At 70.3% G+C, this 19,587-nt stretch carries 17 protein-coding genes and 2 pseudogenes; 7 read left to right on the plus strand and 12 right to left on the minus strand.

The genetic code is table 11. The features are described 5' to 3' along the window. Window positions 1–219: 219 nt before the first annotated feature. The gene (locus ACFVVO_RS08820) at window positions 220–1,392 is read right to left on the minus strand and encodes a PucR family transcriptional regulator (protein ID WP_390053007.1); all 1,173 of its coding nucleotides are present in this window, start codon (window positions 1,390–1,392) and stop codon (window positions 220–222) included. A gap of 223 nt (window positions 1,393–1,615) precedes the next feature. Here ACFVVO_RS08820 and ACFVVO_RS08825 point away from each other — a divergent pair, with 223 nt between their 5' ends. Beyond that, complete coding sequence (locus ACFVVO_RS08825) at window positions 1,616–2,266, plus strand: carboxymuconolactone decarboxylase family protein (RefSeq protein WP_390053009.1); 651 nt, start codon at window positions 1,616–1,618, stop codon at window positions 2,264–2,266. Continuing rightward, the gene (locus tag ACFVVO_RS08830; RefSeq protein WP_390053011.1) at window positions 2,259–3,068 is read left to right on the plus strand and encodes an SDR family NAD(P)-dependent oxidoreductase; all 810 of its coding nucleotides are present in this window, start codon (window positions 2,259–2,261) and stop codon (window positions 3,066–3,068) included. Before ACFVVO_RS08825 ends, ACFVVO_RS08830 begins: the two co-directional genes overlap by 8 nt. Window positions 3,069–3,143: 75 nt before the next feature. Here ACFVVO_RS08830 and ACFVVO_RS08835 read toward each other — a convergent pair whose 3' ends face one another. From ACFVVO_RS08835 to ACFVVO_RS08855, 5 genes are read right to left on the minus strand one after another with little or no spacing between them, the layout of a single operon-like run. Beyond that, window positions 3,144–4,421, minus strand: coding sequence for an ABC transporter substrate-binding protein (locus tag ACFVVO_RS08835; protein WP_390053012.1), 1,278 nt, complete (start codon window positions 4,419–4,421; stop codon window positions 3,144–3,146). Window positions 4,422–4,426: 5 nt separating this feature from the next. After that, entirely contained in the window at window positions 4,427–5,575 is a 1,149-nt protein-coding gene (locus ACFVVO_RS08840; protein WP_390053014.1) for a branched-chain amino acid ABC transporter permease, read from the minus strand. Next, a complete protein-coding gene (locus ACFVVO_RS08845; RefSeq protein WP_390053015.1) occupies window positions 5,572–6,453 on the minus strand; it encodes a branched-chain amino acid ABC transporter permease in 882 nt (293 codons plus the stop codon). Before ACFVVO_RS08845 ends, ACFVVO_RS08840 begins: the two co-directional genes overlap by 4 nt. A 5-nt stretch (window positions 6,454–6,458) precedes the next feature. After that, on the minus strand, window positions 6,459–7,274 hold the full coding sequence (locus tag ACFVVO_RS08850) for an ABC transporter ATP-binding protein (RefSeq protein WP_390053017.1): 816 nt from the start codon (window positions 7,272–7,274) through the stop codon (window positions 6,459–6,461). Further along, window positions 7,271–8,029, minus strand: a complete 759-nt coding sequence (locus ACFVVO_RS08855) for an ABC transporter ATP-binding protein (RefSeq protein ID WP_390053019.1) — start codon at window positions 8,027–8,029, stop codon at window positions 7,271–7,273. The genes ACFVVO_RS08850 and ACFVVO_RS08855 overlap by 4 nt, the downstream gene beginning before the upstream one ends. A gap of 188 nt (window positions 8,030–8,217) precedes the next feature. Between ACFVVO_RS08855 and ACFVVO_RS08860 the strand changes: the two genes are divergently transcribed. The 3 genes and pseudogenes from ACFVVO_RS08860 to ACFVVO_RS08870 form a co-directional block, all read left to right on the plus strand. Next, on the plus strand, window positions 8,218–9,513 hold the full coding sequence (locus ACFVVO_RS08860; protein ID WP_390053021.1) for a PucR family transcriptional regulator: 1,296 nt from the start codon (window positions 8,218–8,220) through the stop codon (window positions 9,511–9,513). 68 nt (window positions 9,514–9,581) lie between these two features. Next, window positions 9,582–10,181 carry a TetR/AcrR family transcriptional regulator gene (locus tag ACFVVO_RS08865; protein WP_390053023.1) on the plus strand — a complete coding sequence of 200 codons (600 nt, stop codon included), beginning with the start codon at window positions 9,582–9,584 and terminating at the stop codon, window positions 10,179–10,181. A 198-nt stretch (window positions 10,182–10,379) separates the two neighbouring features. Further along, window positions 10,380–10,613: pseudogene (locus ACFVVO_RS08870) on the plus strand (DinB family protein); the annotation flags it as partial. A gap of 107 nt (window positions 10,614–10,720) precedes the next feature. Here the strand turns inward: ACFVVO_RS08870 and ACFVVO_RS08875 are convergent. The 6 genes and pseudogenes from ACFVVO_RS08875 to ACFVVO_RS08900 form a co-directional block, all read right to left on the minus strand. Continuing rightward, window positions 10,721–11,041: pseudogene (locus tag ACFVVO_RS08875) on the minus strand (SDR family NAD(P)-dependent oxidoreductase); the annotation flags it as partial. A 1-nt stretch (window position 11,042) separates the two neighbouring features. Then, complete coding sequence (locus ACFVVO_RS08880; protein ID WP_390053025.1) at window positions 11,043–12,299, minus strand: acyl-CoA dehydrogenase family protein; 1,257 nt, start codon at window positions 12,297–12,299, stop codon at window positions 11,043–11,045. Window positions 12,300–13,033: 734 nt separating this feature from the next. Further along, window positions 13,034–13,726 carry a TetR/AcrR family transcriptional regulator gene (locus ACFVVO_RS08885; protein ID WP_390053026.1) on the minus strand — a complete coding sequence of 231 codons (693 nt, stop codon included), beginning with the start codon at window positions 13,724–13,726 and terminating at the stop codon, window positions 13,034–13,036. 176 nt (window positions 13,727–13,902) lie between these two features. Then, on the minus strand, window positions 13,903–15,426 hold the full coding sequence (locus ACFVVO_RS08890; protein WP_390053028.1) for a class I adenylate-forming enzyme family protein: 1,524 nt from the start codon (window positions 15,424–15,426) through the stop codon (window positions 13,903–13,905). Between the two features lie 143 nt (window positions 15,427–15,569). Beyond that, window positions 15,570–16,283, minus strand: coding sequence for an HAD family hydrolase (locus tag ACFVVO_RS08895; protein WP_390053030.1), 714 nt, complete (start codon window positions 16,281–16,283; stop codon window positions 15,570–15,572). A gap of 63 nt (window positions 16,284–16,346) precedes the next feature. Then, entirely contained in the window at window positions 16,347–17,546 is a 1,200-nt protein-coding gene (locus ACFVVO_RS08900) for an acetyl-CoA C-acyltransferase (RefSeq protein ID WP_390053032.1), read from the minus strand. Between the two features lie 315 nt (window positions 17,547–17,861). On the opposite strand from ACFVVO_RS08900, the gene ACFVVO_RS08905 reads away from it, so the two are divergent. Together ACFVVO_RS08905 and ACFVVO_RS08910 are read left to right on the plus strand one after the other, a co-directional pair. Next, the gene (locus tag ACFVVO_RS08905; protein WP_390053380.1) at window positions 17,862–18,704 is read left to right on the plus strand and encodes an alpha/beta fold hydrolase; all 843 of its coding nucleotides are present in this window, start codon (window positions 17,862–17,864) and stop codon (window positions 18,702–18,704) included. 58 nt (window positions 18,705–18,762) lie between these two features. Beyond that, window positions 18,763–19,584, plus strand: a complete 822-nt coding sequence (locus ACFVVO_RS08910; protein ID WP_390053034.1) for a hypothetical protein — start codon at window positions 18,763–18,765, stop codon at window positions 19,582–19,584. Window positions 19,585–19,587 lie beyond the last annotated feature (3 nt).

A 19,587-nucleotide genomic window follows, 5' to 3' on the forward strand; every position in this document is an offset into this window, starting at 1 on the left:
GGACACCACCTTGTACTCGGTCACCGATGTTCTGCCGTCCGTCCTGGCCGCGGCCGGTGACCGGCATGACGGAGTCCGGGCGGTGGCTCGGCGTTCCCCATGCGCGCTGACCTGCTGATGCCATGGGAGCCAATTGAACCCGGTGGAGGCCCGCGGTCTCGCCCGCCGCGTGGCACGGCGTGGCGGGCATGAGGGATGACGGCAGGCGCGGCGGCCCGCTCATGCCTGACCCCGTGGAGGTGCCCCCAGCTCGCGTGCCGCCAGGGCCCAGCTGAGCTCCACCGCGGTGTCCGGAGCGTCCAGGCTGATGCCGGTCAGCTCCTCGAAACGGCGCAGCCGATAGCGGACGGTGTTGACATGGACGTGTGCGCTGCGGGCGACTTCGCGGATCTGCCGTCCCCTCTCCAGGTATCCCCGCACCGACTGCTCGATGAGCGCACCGAACTCCCCCTCCGCCTCCAACGGGCGCAGATAGCGGTCGAGCAGCAACTCGGCGAGTTCCGGTTCGGCGACGACCGCCACCCGCCAGGACAGGTCGCTCAGGTCGTACACGCCGCGCAGACCGTACGCCCGGGCCGCTTCCAGCAGCCTGCCGGCGGCACGGAAGGAGCGGTGCGCCGCGGCCAGGTCCGTCGGCGGGCCGAGCCCCGCCGTCACCTCCAGGTCACCGATCTCCGGCCTGGCCTCGACGACTCCGGCGACAGCCTGGTCCAGCACGGTCAGCAACGGGCCTCGGCCGTTCCTCCGGCCGCGGGACTCCAGGGAGCGTTCCAGCGCGTCAGGACCGACGTTGCCGTTCGCAACAGCTCTGATGGCTCGGTACGGCCGTGACAGGTCCAGTCCGTAGATCGCCGCACCGCTGTGGATCTCCACCGTGCTCAGCGTCCCGTGGAGCAGTCCACGCAGGAAGTCGGCGCGGCGGCGTGCGTCGAACAGGGCGGAGTCGACCTCCGCCTGCCGGTGGACGGCGGCGATCTGCAGGCTCGCGACGTCCGCGAGCTCCCACAGGCACTTGGTGCGGTCGACGATGAGGCCGGGGTCCAGTCCACGCTCGGTCGCCTCGGCGATGAACAGGTCCCGTATCGCGCTCAGCGCCCGGCGGAAGGCGCGGAGCCCGTCGCTGAGCGGCACGCCCCGGGCGGCCCGGTCGCGGGCCACAGCGGCTTCATCGAAGTCCTCCGGCGCGGGCACCGTCCCCTCGCGCACCACCACGAGAGCCCGCTGGAGGTGCCGGTGCCAGATCTGGTCCAGGAGTTCCCGCGGGACCGCGCGGTAGGACGGGACATGGTCCGCCAGATCCGCGTGCAACCGCCCGCCCACGTGCCGCTGCTGCGCGGCCATCGCGGCGATGACCCGTTCGAGGGGCGCCGTCGCGTCCGACTGCCCGGGCATGAACCTCACCTCCGCCCCTCCGGTAACGGCCGTTGTGCATTTGAACAATATGCCGCCCTCCGGCCTTGGCCGGGGAGCCGTCGACAACCCCCAGCCCCCGAAAGCACAGTGGCACGGCGGCGGAAGGAGCACATGGGCGCGCACACGAGGTGGCGCCGATCGACCGTGCTCAGACCCGCCCTCGTGCCACCTGCCCACCCTGACGAACCGTGCGGAGACCGCCATGACCGACGAGCACCATCACCGACCCCACCACGCCGCCGCCGACACCGGCCCACGCCTCGCGCCATTGCCCGAGGACGGCTGGGACCCGTCCACCCGGGATCTGCTCGCCCCGATCCCCCGGGACGCCGACGGCCGCCTCGCCAACATCTTCACCACCATGGTGCGGCACCCCGGCCTCTTCCAGCACTTCCTCCCGTTCGGCAGCCATCTGCTGCGCGACGGCCGTCTGCCGGACCGGACCCGGGAACTGCTGATCCTGCGCACCGCGTGCAACACCCGGGCCGACTACGAATGGGGGCGGCACGTATCGCTGGCCAGGGCAGCCGGGGTCACCGACGAGGAGATCCGGCGGGTGGGCGCGGGTCCCGACGCCCAGGAGTGGACGCCGGCCGACGCCCGTCTGCTGCGTGCCGCCGACGAACTGCACCGGGACGCACGCCTGTCCGCCGACACCTGGTCCGCGCTCGCCGCCGATCACGACGAGGCACAACTGATCGAAATCACCATGCTTGTCGGTCAGTACCACATGGTCGCCTTCTTCCTGAACTCCGCCGGCACCCGGCTCGAGCCCGGCTTCGAAACGGAAGCTCTGCCCGCGCCCACCGGGGCCGGCGCGGACGCGGCGGAAGGGACGGACACCGATGCCTGAGCCCCGGCACACCGCGAACCGCCCGGGCGGCCTCCTGACCGGCCGGAACGTGCTGGTCGTCGGCGCGGGCACCCGCCCCGGCGACGATCCGGAGGCCCCGGTGGGCAACGGGCGGGCGGTGGCCGTGCTCGCCGCCCGTGAGGGAGCCTCCGTGGCCTGCGCCGACGTCTCCTCCTCCGCCGCGGCGGCCACCGCCGCCCTGGTCGGTGAGGAGGGCGCCCGAGGCGTCCCCGTGATCGGTGACGCCACGGATCCCGGCCAGTCCTCGGCCATGGTCGCCGAGGCCCTCCGCGCACTCGGCGGGCTCGACGCGATGGTGGTCAACGTCGGCGTCGGCCTCGGCGCGGGCCTTGCGGACACCTCACCGGAGCAATGGGAACAGGTGCTCTCGCTCAACCTGAGCGCCCCCTTCCTCGCCGCCAAGTACGGGTTGCCCGCGATCGCCGACGGGGGCTCGATCGTCTTCGTCGGTTCCGTGGCCGGGCTGCGCGCGGCCACCAACTCTCCCGCCTACGACAGTTCCAAGGCGGGTCTGTTCGGTCTCACCCGACATGTCGCCAAGGAGGGGGCGCCGCGCGGGATCCGCGCCAACCTGGTCGTCCCGGGCCTGATCGACACCCCGATGGGCCGGGAGGCCTCGGCCCGGCGGGCCTCGCGTTCCACCTCGTTCACCCGCATCCCGCTCGGCCGCCAGGGCACCGCCTGGGAGGTGGCCGATGCCGTCACCTTCCTGCTCTCCGACCGCGCCTCCTACGTCACCGGGCAGAGCCTGGTGGTGGACGGAGGGTTGAACGCCGTCTGAGCAGTCCGGGCCCGGGTGACGGGGCGGGAGCGGTCCCCAGCGGTCAGGGCATCGACCGGGACCGCCCCCGCCTGCTCACTTCGCCGGCGGGCCGAACTCCTTGCGGGTGTCCACCGGCTTGCCGAACAGCTGCCACCGCTGGCCCTTGAACCGCATGAGCTGCATCGTCTCCAGCGGGAAGGCGTCGCCGTGGCCCGTGGACATGGTGACCCCGGGCAGCAGCATGCCCACCTTCACCTTCTTAAGGTTGCGCACCGCATCCCGCAGCCCTTCCCTGGTCGGGCACTTCATCGCGTCCAGGGCCTGGTGCAGGCTGGAGGCCACGGCCCAGCCGTACGCGTTGAACTGGTTGGCCGGGTCGGCGTCGGGGGCGTACTTGTGCATGGCGTTCGTGTAGGTCTTCACCTCGGGATCCTTCGCCCACTGCGGGTCGGCGGGGTCCTTGAAGTAGGTCGCCGAGACCACGCCCTGCACGTTCTTGAACCCGACGGGCTGGAGCACGGCGGTGGACGAGGCCACGTTGTTCACGATGTGCAGCGGGTTCCACTTGGTGTTCTTGGCGTCGGCGGCGAGGGCCTGGCTGCCGAACTTGGGAGTGGTGACGTTCAGCAGCACGTCCGCCCCGGAACGGGCGAGGCCCGCCATCTGTGCCGACACGGACGGGTCGGTGACCTCGTAGCTCTCCTCGGCGACCACCTTGATGCCGCTTCCGGCGACGGCCTTCTTGAACCCGCCGAGCAGGTCCTTGCCGAAGTCGTCGTTCTGGTAGAGGACCGCGACCTTGGCCTTGGGCCTGGCGTCCTGGAGGTACTTGGCGTACACCCGCGCCTCGGCCACGTAGTTGGGCTGCCAGCCGATGGTCCAGGGATGCTGGTCGTCGGTGCCCCAGACGGAGGCGCCCGTGGCGACGAAGGGCTGCGGCACCTTCTGCTTGTTGAGGTAGTCCCACACGGCTGCCGTGGAGGGGGTGCCCAGGGTCTGGAAGACGGCGAAGACCTTCTCCTGCTCGACGAGTCTGCGGGCCTCCTCGACCGCCTTGGGCGGCTGGTAGCCGTCGTCGCGGACGATGAACTGGACCTTGCGGCCGTCTATCCCGCCCTTGTCGTTGACGTACTTGAAGTAGGCGGCCGCGCCCTTGCTGATCGTGCCGTAGGCGGAGGCCGGCCCCGACAGCGGGTAGATCCCGCCCAGCTTGATGGTCTTGTCGGTGATGCCGGTGGTCTGCTGGCCCTTGCACGCGCCGCCGGCGGCGGTGTCCTGGGCGTCCTGCCCTCGCCGGCTGCTGCAGGCGGTCGCGGTGAGCAGGGCGGCGGTCGCGGCCGCGGCCACCCGCAGAGCGGTCGTCTTGTGCATGTGATTCATTCCTTTTCCGTGCGGGGCGGTGCGCCCACGGGTTCGGCGTCCACTACTGCGGGGTCCGCAGGGGTGAGGGTCACGGGGGGTCCGGATTCGGCCCGGGACTCGGGCTCCGCGTCGGGCGCGGGTGCGGCCTCGGGTATCGGGGCGCGGGTGGTGGTGGTGCGGGGCAGGCGACGGGCGACCGCGCCCAGGACACGGCCCGGCAGACCGGCCAGTCCTGTCGGCGCCACGAACATCACCGTGATGATCAGCAGACCGAACACCACTCCCGGTGCCGCCTCGCTGAGGTCCTGGGACACGCTCGGCACGTACATCACGAACGCCGCGCCCAGCAGGGGCCCGTACAGCGACCCGAGCCCCCCGACCACCAGGCCGGCCAGCAGGGTGATGGACAGAACGAAGCTGAAGGAGTCGGGCGAGACGAAGCCGATCACCCAGGTGTACAGACACCCGGCGACACCGGCGAACATCGCGCTCCACGCGAAGGCGAGCGTCTTGTGCAGCGACAGCCGCACGCCCATGACCTCGGCGGCGCTCTCGTTGTCCCGCACGGCGAGCAGCGCCCGGCCGACCCGGGACCGCAGGAGGTTGCGGGCGAGCAGCAGGGCCACCGCGGTGACGGCGAGGACGACGAAGTACATCCACTGGTCCTCGGCCAGTCCGCTCCAGGCGGGCGGCTGCAGCTTGTCCACGGTCAGGCCCATGGAGCCGCCCGTCACCGGTTCGAGCCGCTTCAGCAGGGGCGGCAGGAACACCGCGAAGGAGAGGGTGACCAGGGCGAGGTACAGCCCGCGCAGCCGCAGGGCGGGCACTCCGAACCCGAGGCCCAGCAGGAAGCATCCGGCGGCCGCGACCGGCAGTGTGGCCAGGTGGCCGGTGTCGTACCGGTCGAGCATGACCGCCGTCGTGTAGGCGCCCGCCGCGAAGAACGCGCCGTGCCCGAGCGAGATCTGCCCGCCGAAGCCGACCAGGAGGTTCAGGCCGGCCAGCGCCACGGCGTACAGGAGCACCATGGTCAGCTGGAAGACCTGGAAGGGGGCGAGGTAGAACGGTGCGCCGACGGCGACCGCCGCTGTGAGCAGCACGGTGAGCGCGGCCCGCGGGCGCCGGGCCCGGTCGGTGCCGAGTGCCGTTGTGATGGTGTTCATGCGCGCTCCACCGCCGCCCGACCGAAGAGGCCCTGGGGCCGCACCAGCAGCACCGCCAGGATGATCACCAGGGGGACGCCCACCTTCAGATCGGCACCGATCACGCCCACGTACGCCCCGGTCAGCGTCTCGGCGACGCCCACGAACAGGCCGCCGACGACCGCGCCCACCGGGCTGTCGAAGCCCCCGAGGGTGGCCGCGGCGAACGCGTAGATCAGCACCCCGCCCATCATGTTGGGCTCCAGGAACAGCACCGGGGCGACGAGCACGCCCGACACCGCGCCGACCGTCGCGGCCAGCCCCCAGCCGAGCATCAGCACGCGGCCCACCCGGATGCCCGACAGCCGGGCGGAGGCCGGGTTACCGGCGACCGCCCGCATCACCAGACCGGTGGAGGTGTGCTGGAACAACAGGTACAGCAGGCCCATCACGACGGCGACCACGCCGATGATCCCGAGCGCCGACCAGTCCACGCGCACCCCGGCCAGGTCGAGCCCGCCGTCGGGGAACGGCTGTGGGAAGTCCTTCACGGTGAACGACCAGATCAGGCCGGCCAGCGCGTTGACGAAGATGAACAGGCCTACCGTGACGATGACCACCGTCAGCTCGGGCGCGCCCTGCACGGGACGGATGACGATCCGCTCGACCAGCATGCCGCCGGCGAAGGACACCGCGAGGGTGACCGGCAGCGCCAGCCAGAACGGCATCCCGGACGCCACCAACTGCCAGGCAACATACGTGGAGAGCATGGCCAGCTCGCCCTGCGCGAAGTTGACGATCCCCGTGAACCGGTAAATCAGCACCAGGGCCAGCGCCAGGCTGGCGTACACCGCGCCGGAGCCCAGTCCTTCCACCACTTGCTGGAGAAGATCGGTCATGGCGCTCACCCGGCCTTACGCGTGTGGACGGAGACACCGAGGTACACCTCGGCGACCTGTCCGTCCTCGCGGATCTGTGCGGCCGGTCCGGACAGCACCAGGCGGCCGGCCTCCAGTACGTGCGCCCGGTGCGCGATGTCCAGCGCGAGCTGGGCGTTCTGCTCGACGACGACCACGGTGGTGCGTTCCTCCTCATTGACGGCACGGACGATCTCGAACAGCTCACGGGTGACCAGCGGCGCGAGCCCGAGGGACGGCTCGTCCAGGAGGAGCAGGGAGGGCCGCAGCATCAGCGCCCTGCCGATGGCGAGCATCTGTTGCTCCCCGCCGCTGAGGCTGCCGGCGGCCTGACGCGACCGCTGTCGCAGTTTGGGGAAGTGGTCGTAGATCCGTTCCAGGTCGGCGGCCACGGCCGCACGCTCGCCGCGGCTCCGTCTGCCGAGGCCGGTGCGCAGGTGGGCGCCGATGCGCAGGTTCTCCTCGACGGTCAGGTCGTTGAAGGTGCCCCGGCCCTCGGGCACGTGCGCCACGCCGAGCCTGGCGGCCTGCTCGGGCGAGCGGCCCAGCAGTTCGGAGCCGTTCAGGGTGACCGAGCCACGGCCGCGGACCATGCCGCTCAGCGCCCGCAGGGTCGTGGTCTTGCCCGCGCCGTTGGGTCCGAGGATCGCGCACACCTCGCCGCGCGCGACGGTGAAGTCGAGCCCCTGCAGCACGCGGGCCTGGCCGTATCCGGCGTGCAGGCCGGAGACCCGCAGGAATTCCGCCTCCGCGCTCGCCTCACTCGCCTCGGCCTCGGTGCGGTCGGTGGTGGGCTCGCTCATGCGGCCACCCCCAGGTACGCCTCGACGACCGCCGGGTCGCGCTGGATCTCCTCCGGCGAGCCCTCGGCGATCTTGCGGCCGAAGTCGAGGCAGACCACCTTGTCGCACAGGTCCATCACGAACCCCATGTGGTGTTCGACCACCACGAGCGTGAGGGCGAAATCCTGGCGCACCGACCGGACCAGATCCGCGAATTGTCCGACCTCGCCGTGGCTGAGCCCGTTGACGGGTTCGTCGAGCAACAGCAGCCGGGGCCGTACCGCGAGCGCACGGGCGAGTTCGACGCGTTTGAGCGTGCCGAACGGCAGCCCGGAGGCGGGGTGGTCGGCGACGTCCGCCAGGTCCAGCCGCCGTAGCAAGTCGTCCGCCTGATCACGTAGTTCCCTCTCCTCGCGCCTGACGCGGGGCAGCCGGAGCGCCGCGGCGAGGTGTCCGGTGCGCCCCCGGCCGTGGGCGCCGACCATGACGTTCTCCCGGACCGTGAGCTGCGGGAACAGGCCAAGGTTCTGGAAGGTGCGGGCGATACCGCGCCCGGCCACGGCGTGCGGCGGAAGGGCGAGCAGGTCCTCACCCTCGAACTGCACCGTTCCCGCATCGGGGGTGCAGCGCCTGGTGAGGCAGTTGAACAAGGTGGTCTTACCGGCTCCGTTCGGACCGATGAGCCCCACGGCGGTTCCCGGCTCGACGGTGAACGCGACACCGTCCAGTGCCGTGATCCCGCCGAAGCGCACGGTGATACCGTCGACCGCGAGCATGAGTGACGCCCCTTCCGAGGTGCTGGGGGGTGGGCGAGCGTCACAGTAGGTGGGGGCGTTCCAGCCGCACATTGGTTGTGAGCACCCAACTTCTCGGTCGCCGGATTGTGCGCCGTGCACAAGTGACGGCAGGTGTCTCACGCCGGGCCTGTTGACGGAGCACGAGGCGGGCGGCGACGATCGGCGCCATGCCTCGCGGTCCCGCCCTGGGCGCTCCCCGACTCTCCGAACCGCTCCTCCGGGAGCGGTGGCGGATCCTGCATGCCGTCCACGACCGGGTCGAGGAGGTGGCGGAGGCCGCCGTCGAGGTGATGCGCGCGGAGATCCCGTCGTACGCGCTGCAGGACGAGCGGTTCTTCGACGAGGTACGGGAGCAGGTGCTCGAGCACTACCGGATGCAGCTGGCGGCGCTGGCCGGCGACCGAGACATCGCTGCCGAAGACCTGGTTTTCAGCCGCGGGGCAGCCATGCGCCGAGCACGCGCGGGGTTCGCCCTGGAGGACTGGATCAGTGCCTTCCGGGTCGGCCGGCAGGTGCTGTGGGACGCGCTGCTCGAGTGCGCGGGCACGTCCGCCGATGCCCAGCAGGCCGCGCTGTCCCTGGTCACGCCCTTGATGCGGTACGTCGACTACGCCAGCACCCACGCCGCGCAGGCCTACATCGAGTACCAGCAGCACGTGGTGGCGGACGCGGACCGGGAGCGCCGGGATCTCCTGGACCAGCTCCTGGCCGGCGTGGCACCGACGCGCGGTCCGCTGTGCGCCGCGGCACAGGCGTACGGCATCGGGCCGCGCTCGCCGATGATGGCGGTCGTGGCGGTGTGCGTCGGCGACACGCGCACCGGGGACCTCACCTCGGCCGAGAACGGGTATGCCACCAGCGCGTCGATCAGCGTCGCCGGGCCCTGGGCCGGCAGGACCCTGGTGGTCGTGCGCCACGGCGAGGTGGTGGCCGTGCCCGTGGTCCGGGCCGGAATGAACGCAGAGGACATCTGCGCCCACTTCGAGGCCGTGCAGCAGCGGCTCGCGCGGGACGGAACCATGCTCTCCATGGGGATCAGTACGGTCGCCCAGGGCGCAAGTGAACTGCCGCGCGCGTACGAAGAGGCGCGTGCCGCCCTCGACCTCGTACCGGGCGGGGGCGGGGTGGCGGCGCTGCCGCGGCTGTCCCCGTTCGACTACCTGGCGCTGCGCGCCGACGACCTCGCCCGGCAGCTGGTCGATCCCCGCGTGCGGGTGCTGCTGGAGGAGGACCGCAAACGGGGCGACACTCTGGCCGCCACCATACGGGCCTTCGCGGACGCGGACCTCAATCTGCGGCTGGCCGCCGACCGGCTGCGGGTGCACCACAACACGGCGCACTACCGGTTGCGACGGATCGAGGAACGCACCGGCCGCAATCCGCGCCGGATCGCCGACCTTCTGGAACTACTGGTCGCCCTCGCCATCCGCGACGGCGCCGGAGATGGTGGGGATTGCCAGTGAGCGGCATCGTGGGGTCGGAGTCCGCCGGGACCGGGGCGGCCCGTCGGCTGCCGGGCGGACCAGGAGGCATGGCCCTGCCGGAGGGGCACGCCGTACAGGACCGAACGGTCCGGCGTGCGCTGCTGGACACCGCGCTGGAGGTGTTCACCGAGCGCGGTTACACCGATGCCGGGCTCACCGAGATCGCGGCGCGCTCCGGCATTCCGGCAGGCGCCCTCTTCCAGCACTACGGCGGAAAACGGGGGCTCTATCTCGCCCTGTGGGAGGAGTTCCGGGAGGAGCAGGAGCACAGGACCGCGGCCACGCTGACCGCCGAGCGCAGCCGTGGCGTAAACGACCCCCTCGCCCTCTTCGTGGCGGGAGCCAGGGCGTACCTGGAGGGTGCCTGGGACAACCGGCGGCTCGGCAGGCTCCTCGCGGAGGACGACAACCCCGCGGGCTTCGACACGCTGCGCCGCCAGTGGGACCGCGCATGGGTACGGCGCAACGCCCGGCTCCTGGAGGTGGACGAGCGGCGACGCGCCGGCCGGGTCCGGGTGAGCGTGCTGACCACCGTCATCGGAGGGGCGGCACGCGAGCTGGGCGACTGCGAGGACGAGACGGAGGCCCGGGAGATCGTGGACGAGGTGTGCGGCATCCTGATCCACCTGTCGGCACCGCCCGGCTGACACACCTGGGCCGTCGCGACCGACGGCCGCCACGACACCGGGCTGTCGGCCGGCCGAGGCTGTGCGACTTCGACACGGCGCACGGCATGGTGCTGCACCACGCCGTGGGCGAAGAAATCGGTCGCGCCCCACGAGGGTGAGCGGTTGACTTCCGCCTGAGCGCGGTGAGACACGAGGCGCAACGGCGAAGGGGCGGGCATGGACACCGAGGGTGCGCGGACCGACCGTTTGGGCTTGCTGCTCGACCAGTTCGACCACGCCAGGGAGATGGCCCAGGTGCGGCTGGCGGGGCTCGGTGACGAGGAGTACCTGTGGGAGCCGGTGCCCGGTCGCTGGTCGATCCGGCGCCGGGGCGAGGCGGCGACGCCCAGGGCTTTCGGGCCGGGCGAGTGGGTGCTCGACTTGGGCGCCCCGGACATCCCGGCGAACGAGTAAGCCGAGGTCGCCCGGCAGGCCGCCGACGGCACGGCCGTCGAGGCCCGCGTGGCCAGACCCGTCCACAGGACGGGAGCCCACAGGTTCACGTCGAAGGTCTTGGCGAACCTGCCGTGGTCCTGGTCGATGACGGGCCCGAAGGCCGGGTTGGTCCCCGCGTTGTTGACGAGGATGTCCAGGCTCCCGAAGCGCTCGAGCGTCAGATCGACACAGCGCCGGGCCGCTTCTTCGTCGACCGCGTGCGCGCCGACGCCGACCGCCGTGCCCCCGACCTGGGCCGCGGCGGCGTCAGCCGCCTCCTGGTATCGGGAGGTGAGGACGACGTTTGCGCCGGCGGCGGCGATGGCCCGGGCGATCGCCAGCCCGATCCCGCGCGAGGCGCCCGTGACGACGGCGGTGCGACCGGTGAGATCCAGTCCTGCCATGTCAGTTCACCACTGTCTTGGGGCCGCCGGCGGTGACCGTGCCGGTGACCCCGTCGCGGTACTGCCGCAGTTCCTGCCTGGCGATGGCCCGCTTGTGGACCTCGTCGGGACCGTCCGCGAGCCGTAGCGTCCGCAGTTGCGCGTACATCATCGCCAGCGGGAAGTCCTCGGTCACTCCTGCTGCTCCGTGCACCTGGATCGCGCGGTCGATGATCTTCAACGCGATGTTCGGAGCGGCCACCTTGATGGCCGCGATCTCGGTGCGCGCTTCCTTGTTCCCGACCGTGTCCATCAGATACGCGGCCTTGAGCGTGAGCAGGCGGATCATCTCGATGTCGATCCGCGCTTCCGCGATCCAATCCTGGATGTTGGACCGTTCGGCAACCGGACTGCCGAAGGTCACCCGTGACTGCGCGCGCCGGCACATCAGCTCCAGCGCCCGCTCGGCCGCGCCGATGGCCCGCATGCAGTGGTGGATACGACCGGGCCCGAGCCGGGCCTGGCTGATCGCGAACCCCTCTCCCTCGCCCTTGAGAACGTCATTTGCCGGCACCCGTACGTCGGTGAAGTCGATTTCGGCGTGCCCCTCACGGTCCTGGTAGCCGAACACCGGCAGGCCGCGTATCACCGTGATCCCGGGGGCGTCGATCGGAACGACCATCATCGACTGCTGGCGGTGCGGAGCGGCGGTGGGGTCCGTCTTCCCCATGACGATGAGCACCTTGCAGTTGCGGTGCAGGGCGTTGGACGCGAACCACTTGCGGCCGTTGAGCACGTACTCGTCGCCGTCGCGCTCCATCCGCAACTCGATGTTGGTGGCGTCGGAGCTGGCGACGCGCGGCTCGGTCATCGCGAAGGCCGAGGCCATCGTCCCGTCGAGCAGGGGCTTGAGGTACTTCTCCTTGTGCTCGTCGCTGCCGAACAGCGTGAGCACCTCCATGTTGCCGGTGTCGGGCGCGTTGCAGTTGCACGCTTCGGAGGCGATGTGGCTGCGCCCCATGATCTCTGCCAGCGGCGCGTACTCGAGGTTCGTCAGCCCGGGACCCCACTCCGGGTGCGGGTGGAAGAGGTTCCACAGTCCGCGCCCCCGCGCCTCCGCCTTGAGTTCCTCGATGATCGGCGGGTGGAAGTGCGGGTCACCCGACGCGCGCATCTGCTCGTGGTACACCGCCTCAGCGGGGTAGACATGCGCATCCATGAACTCGAGCAGATCCGCCTGGTATTTCTTGGCGCGGTCCGATATCTCGAAAAGGGACATCTGTACTCCTGACGGGTAGGGAGGGAAAGGTCGTCGGCCACTTGTCGAGGTGACTGGCCATGCCTACGACGCCGTCAGACGCCGCGGAAGCCCTGGCATGAGGCCTTCCGCTCGGGCCACGAAATCGGCGTGGGCGCCGTCCGTGTCATTGATCAGTTCGCTCTTGGTGGCCACTGGACGCCGTGGAGCAGTACCTGGCCGGATCGGCGGCGTACGCGACAGCGGTATCGACCACACTGCCGCACCCCGCGATCGCCGAATCTGACACTCAGCCATTCGGCGAAGGCGACGGCTGCGTGCCTTCGCGAAGTAGAGATCGACCGGGCCGAAGCCCCTCTCCGCCAGGGAGACCCCGCTCGCGCGCCTTTGTGCAACGTTCACAGCGAACCCTCTCCGTGGCGGGGCGTGCCAAGCCGGGGCATGGCCCCGAGATGAGGCGACGTGCTCTTGCCCACTGTATAATTGAATCCGACGTCAAGTTCAAGTAGGTCGGGCACAACACTGCCCGCCGGCGCCCCCGGGAAGGCCGGCCGGCCCCACTGACCTGGGACAGGGACATCACGGTGGTGTCGCCGGATTCGAGGCGAAGGAGAGAAGGAGAGAAGCACCCGGGTACCGGGTGCGATGCGGCAGGCGTTCGAGCGTGCGCTCGCGCACGCTGGTCGTGCCGATGCGGCGCCAGGGTCGTCACATGCCCGCGAGCGGCAGGCTTCGTCCCGGGCCGGGCTGCCCGATCAGCGGTGGCCGGGGAACCGCAGGGCGTTCGCCCAGAGCCGCGTGACCGTGGACACGAGCTCCTCGAAGTCCACCGGCGTGCCCTCCTCTTGCTCTTCACAGAGCACGAAGGCGTTGTAGGCCATGCCGCTGACCATGCCCGACAGCGCACGGGAGGCCATCATCGGATCGACCTCACGGTCTGCGACACCCCGCGCCTGCAGGTCCGCGATGCCGCGGGCATTGCGGCGGATGAACGCGTCCCCGCGCCGACTTCGGAACTCACGGAACTCCGGCTCCACTTGGGCGACCTGCTCAAGCAGCGCCATCAGCTTCGCGTTCCGTTTGTATGCCTCCAGATACGCGCGATTGCTCGCTTCGAGTACCGCATGGGGATCGTCGGCACCCTGCACCCGGCCCATGCCGGGGTGCATCATGTCCTCCTGCGCCTCCAGGAGGACGGCGGCAAGCACCTCTTCCTTGTTGGCGAAGTACGTGTAAAAGGATCCCGCCGCGCATTGGGCCTCTTTGGTGATATCGGTCAGGCGGGTGTCGAGGTAGCCGTCCCGTTCGAACACCTTCCGCGCGGCCTTCACCAAAGCGGCTCGTGTCCGCGCTCCGCGCTTCGTCGTAGGCGGCTCGCGAAGGTGCGAGAGGGGCGCCATGGGCGGTGCCTTCTCGCCGTCGATCCCCTCGGGCGCGGTGGTCTCCATCCCGGAGACTGTACTTGAATCCGACGCCATAGTCACAAACCTGCAAGGCGCACTGGGCCCACAGGCGGCGCCGGTTGAGTCCTGGTTTCCGAAGTCCACGGCGGACGGATCGCATCCCGCCGTGCAGCCGGACAGCGCATGTGGTCACTGCCTCTCGTCCGCCGAAGCAGGGATGTTCAGTGCGAGGCGGCAACGTCGCCGGGCGCCGTGTCGCGGGTCAGTGCGGTACGGTCGATGGACCGCTTGAGGATCTTCCCGGTCGGGCCCTTGGGCAGCGCGCCGACGAACCGGACGATGCGCGGGATCTTGTAGGCGGACAGCCGCTCTCGTGCCCAGCTCGATACCTCTGCGGCACCGATTTCCGCACCGGGGCGGGTGGCGATGAGCGCGGCGACCTCCTCGCCGTAGTGCTCGTCGGGAACGCCGATCACGGCTGCCTCGACGATGTCCGGATGCGCGTAGAGAACTTCCTCGACCTCACCGGGGTAGACGTTGTAACCGCCGCGGATGATCAGGTCCTTGATACGGTCGACGATGCGCAGGTCGCCCTCCGTGTCGATTTCGCCGAGGTCGCCGGTCCGGAACCAGCCGTCGGACGAGATTGCCGCGGCGGTGTCCTCGGGGCGGTTCCAGTAGCCGCGCATCACCGTGGATCCCTTGATGTGAACCTCACCGACGGTGCCCGGCGGGCACTCATTGCCGTCCTCGTCACGCACCTGAACCTGCAGCCTCGGGACTGCCCTGCCGGTGTACCCGGTCTTGCCGCCGCGGTCGATGTCGTTGAAGGTGCCGAACGCGGTGGTCTCGGTGAGCCCATACCCTTCGAGGATGGTGCACCCGAAGCGGGCCTCGAAGGCTCTGGCGATCTCCCCGGGCAGCGACGCGCCGCCGGAGACCGCGACACGGAGCCCCGCGAAGTCCGACGGGTTCGCATCGCCCGCCGCGTGCAGCAGCGCGTTCCACATGGTCGGCACGCCGGCCATGATGGTGAGCCGGTCGCGGCGCAGCATGTCGAGCATCGACGCCGGGTCGAATCGGGCCAGCAACGACATCGAGCCGCCCACGGTCAAGGTCGCCATCATGACCGATGCCTGGCCGAACACGTGGAACAGCGGGAGACCGGTGCCAGTACGGTCGGCGCTGGAGGCGCGGCTGCACTCGGCGCCGATCTCCCCGGCGGACAACAGGTTCCCGACAGTGAGTTGGGCCCCCTTCGGCCGCCCCGTGGTGCCCGAGGTGTACAGGATGGCCGCGGTCTCGTCGCGGTCCCGGTCGACGACGTCGGCAGGGGTTGCACCGGTGACCGACGCGCCCGGGGGCAGCGTCCAGGAGGGCACCTTGAGCGCCGCTGCCGCCTCCGCGACGGCGGGGCCGAGGGCGTGCCATGCGATCGCCAATGAGCACCCGGCGTCGCCGAGGACGTACTCGGCCTCGGCCCGGGTGACCATCGTGTTGACCGGCACCACGACACAGCCCGCGGCCTGGATCCCGAGGTAGGCCACCACGAACTCGGGCACCGACGGCGCCGCGAGCAGCACCCGGTTCCCGGGGGACAGGCCCGCGGCGGCCAAGGCGCCCGCGTACCGTACGCTCGCGTCACGCAGCTGAAGGTAGGTCCACTGGTCCCTGGCGCCGCGCAGCGCCACCTTCTCGGGAGTGGCGGCCGCGTGGCGGCCCACAGGATCGAAAACGCTGGTCATGAGGGTACCTTCCGGGATGTGGCGGAGGTGACGGTGCGGGTCTCACCCTCGCCGATCGGTTGACTTCGCCCGGCCTCGTCAGGGTCCCCGGACGGTGTGGCCGGACGACCGGCCGCACTGCGCCCGGTCGGTCGATCGATCGGTCAGGCGGTGATCCCGAAGCGTTCGGCGAGTTGGCGGCGGGTGTCGGCGGCGCTGGTGTGCAGTACGCCCCCGATACCGATCCGTGCCGCTCCGTCGAGGTTCTGCTGCAGATCGTCGATCATGACTGCCTCTTCGGGGTCGATGCCGAGGCGTTCACATGCGATCGCGTAAATCCTCCGGGAGGGCTTGCGGATCCCGACCTCGGCGGAGATGACGACCACATCGGCAACAGCGGTGAGGTCGACGCCGTCGTAGGTTCCTGTACCGAACGAATTGGATACGAGAGCAACGGGATGGCCGGCGGCTCGTAGGTCACCGAGCAGCGCGAGCATGTCCTGGTCGATCGACATTCCCGCTTGCATCCGGGCCGTGAGCCCCGCGGCCGGTACGTCGGCGCCATGCACGCGGAGACGTTCGGCGAATCCTCGTTCGAATGCTTCGGCGTCGATACGGCCGCACTCGTGGTCCGCCAGGAGGGTGCGTGAGGGCTGGTCCCGGCCGAGGAGGTCCAGCGGCAGGCGCGGGTCGCCGCCGAGCGAGGCGCCGAAGTCGGTGAAAGCCCGCAACACACTGGAGGTGATGACCCCGCCGAAGTCCACCAGGACCGCGGTTCGGGTCTTTTCCACCACATTCGACACGGTATCCACGTCTCTCTCTCGCGGTCGGCTTGCCGTCGGACCATGCGACGGCAGCCATGTTTCGTCGGCTCTCATGAAGTGCCCCTGGTACCGCGCCCGGCCGGTCCTTGCTGCCCCCAACCAACAGGGATGCCGAGCTCAGGCGACTTCGAACAGTCCGGCTGCGCCCATTCCGCCGCCGACGCACATCGAGATCACCACATACCGGACGCCTCGGCGCTTGCCCTCAATAAGGGCATGCCCCACCAGCCGGGCACCGGTCATTCCGTACGGATGACCGACCGAGATCGCGCCGCCATTGACGTTGAACCGCTCCGGGGCGATGTGCAGTTCGTCACGGCAGTACAACGCCTGGGAAGCGAACGCCTCGTTGAGTTCCCACAGGCCGATGTCGTCAATGGTGAGGTTGTGCTGCTTCAGCAGTTTCGGAATGGCGAACACCGGACCGATGCCCATCTCGTCCGGCCCACAACCGGCAACGGTCATCCCCCGGTAGACGCCCAGCGGCTCCAGTCCGCGGCGCTCGGCCTCCTTCGACTCCATCAACACCGACGCCGAAGCCCCGTCCGACAACTGCGAGGAGTTGCCCGCCGTCACGCTGGAATGCTTGCTCACCTGCCCGTTGGGCAGCACCGGCGCCAACCCGGCCAGGCCTTCGAGCGTCGTCGACGCGCGGTTGCCCTCGTCCCGGGTCAGGGTGACCTCCTCGTTCCGCACCTCCCCCGAGTTCTTGTCGAGAACCTTCTTGATGCTGGTGAGTGCGACGATCTCCCGGTCGAACCGGCCGGCCTCCTGCGCCGCCGCGGTGCGCTGCTGTGACAGCAGCGCGAACTCGTCCTGGCGTTCCCGGCTCACGCCGTAGCGTTCGGCGACGATCTCGGCCGTCTGCAACATTGGCATGTAGATGCTCGGCTTGTGCTCGACCAGCCAGGGATCCGCCATGCGGTGGGTGTTCATGTGGTCGTTCTGCACCAGGGAGATCGACTCGACACCGCCGCCGACAGCGACCTGCATACCGTCCGTGACAATCTGCTTGGCGGCCGTCGCAATGGCCATTAGGCCCGACGAGCACTGCCGGTCGATCGACATCCCCGACACTGAGTCCGGAAGTCCGGCGCGAAGAGTGGCCTGACGTGCGACATTGCCACCAGTGGACCCCTGCTGCACGGAGCAGCCGAAGATCACATCCTCCACCTCACCTCCCTCGAGCCCGGCGCGCCGCACCGCGTGCGAAAGGGCATGGGCGGCGAGTTCCTGCGCCTGGGTGTCGTTGAACGCACCGCGGTACGCCTTTCCGATCGGCGTCCGTGCCGTCGAAACGATGACTGCTTCCCTCATGTCGCCTCACTGTTTGCTGTTGGTCCGAGTGTCCGGGAGCTTCGGGGCCAGGAATTCAGGGCTCCGTGAGCCGGGATCGATGCTGATAGGCGGTGCCGAGCGCCAACTGCTGCGGGCGCGGGCTCATTGCGCGCCTCCTGCGGTGACCGAGGACATGAGCCATGACCGCAGGGGCGACGGGAGTCGGCCTCCCGGTCGGTTATAGTTGAATTCGGCGTCAGGTTCAACCACGTGACCGATGGGTGGCACCCGCTCGCGGGCTTGACAGCCCGCCTCCGCCCCTGGAGGGTACCGACCAGTTGGTACGGGAGGTGGATCGTGACGCGGCTGAGCATCTCCACAGGTGCGCGCGTGTTCGACGCCCTCGTGGCGGGTCCGCCCGAGGGCCGCGCGGTGCTGCTGCTGCACGGGTTCCCGCAGACGGGGCTGGTGTGGCAAGGGCAGATCGCGGCGTTGGCCGCGCACGGCTACCGGGTGGTGGCACCCGACCAGCGTGGGTACTCCCCCGGCGCCCGCCCCCAGCGGCCCGAGGACTATCGCATGGGCCTTCTCGTCGACGACGTGGTCGCGATCAGCGAGGAACTGGGCTGGGCGGCGTTCGACCTGGTGGGCCACGACTGGGGAGGGGCGGTGGCCTGGTGGACCGCTCACGCCCACCCCGGCCGCGTCCGCACCCTGACGGTCGCGTCGACCCCGCATCCCCGCGCTCTGGCCACCACCCTGCGTACCGACCAGGATCAGCGCAGACGCTCCCACTACATGATCGACTGGCGCGAAACACCCGCCACCGAGGAGCGCATGCTCGCCCACGATGCCCAGGAGCTCCGCCGGCTCTACGCCGGCAAGGTCCCGCAGGACAGTGCCGAGACCTACGTGCGGCGCCTGTCCCAGCCGGGCGCCCTCACCGCGGCGCTCAACTGGTACCGGGCCGGCCGCCCCGACGACGCGATCGGCGTCATCGACGTGCCCACGCTGTACGTCTGGAGCACGGAGGACAGCGCGTTCGGCCCGGCAGCCGCGGAGGAGACCGGGCGGTGGGTCAAGGGGCCGTACCGGTTCGAAACCCTCCAGGGAGTCGGCCACTGGGTCCCAGAGGAGGCGCCCGAGGCGCTGACCCACCTGCTGCTCGACCACCTGCGAGCGCACGGCGAGTACTGAACCCGCGGCGGATACCCCGTTCGCCGACTCCTTGCAGACTCTTCTCAGAGGTGACCCCATGAACACAGCCCGCGCGGCCTGGCGCCGTCTCGAGCCCGTACACGGCATGATCTATTTCGTCCCCGAGGGAAGGCGCCGGTACGCGGACCTCGGACTGAGCGGACGCGCCGGGTACTTCACCTCCCGGAGCGCCGCGTTCGGCCGGGCACCCGCCGAGCTGGTGATCGCGACCTTCTACAACTTCAACCCCGAGTTCGTACGGCGGGCGGTCGACGGGGCCTGGAACGCGACGACGCCGCAACAGGTGCTGGCCGCGCGGTACGCCGCTGCGGGCGAAGCCCTGCGGCGGGCGCGAATCCACGAGCTGCCCGAATTGGACGAGGTCGTGGCGCTGACCCGCCGGGCCGCCGAGGCGGCCTGCGAACACGCCCAGGGGCGCCCGCTGTTCGCCGCGCATGCTGCGCTGCCATGGCCGGAGGAGCCGCTACTGCGGCTGTGGCACGCCCAGACGCTGCTCCGGGAGTTCCGCGGAGACGGCCATGTCGCGTGTCTGCTGAGCGAGGGCGTGAGTGGCTTGGAGGCCCTGATTCTGCACGCCGCCACCGGTGAGGTTCCCGTCGAATTCCTCAAGGCGAGCCGCGCATGGCCCGAGGAGGAGTGGGCCGACACCCGGGAGCGCCTGCGCAAGCGAGGTCTCCTCGACGGCGACGCGCTCAGCCCGGAAGGCGTACTCCTGCGCCGGCACATCGAGGACCGCACCGACCGCCTGGCCCTTCCCGCCTACGCTGCTCTGGGTGACGCCGGTTGCGAACGTCTCGCCGAACTCGCGGCCCCCGTCGGCCGGGCCGTCATCGAAGCGGGCCTTCTCAAGCTCGGCTGAACG

This window comes from Streptomyces sp. NPDC058145 (assembly GCF_042884245.1).
Classification (GTDB): Bacteria; Actinomycetota; Actinomycetes; order Streptomycetales; family Streptomycetaceae; genus Streptomyces.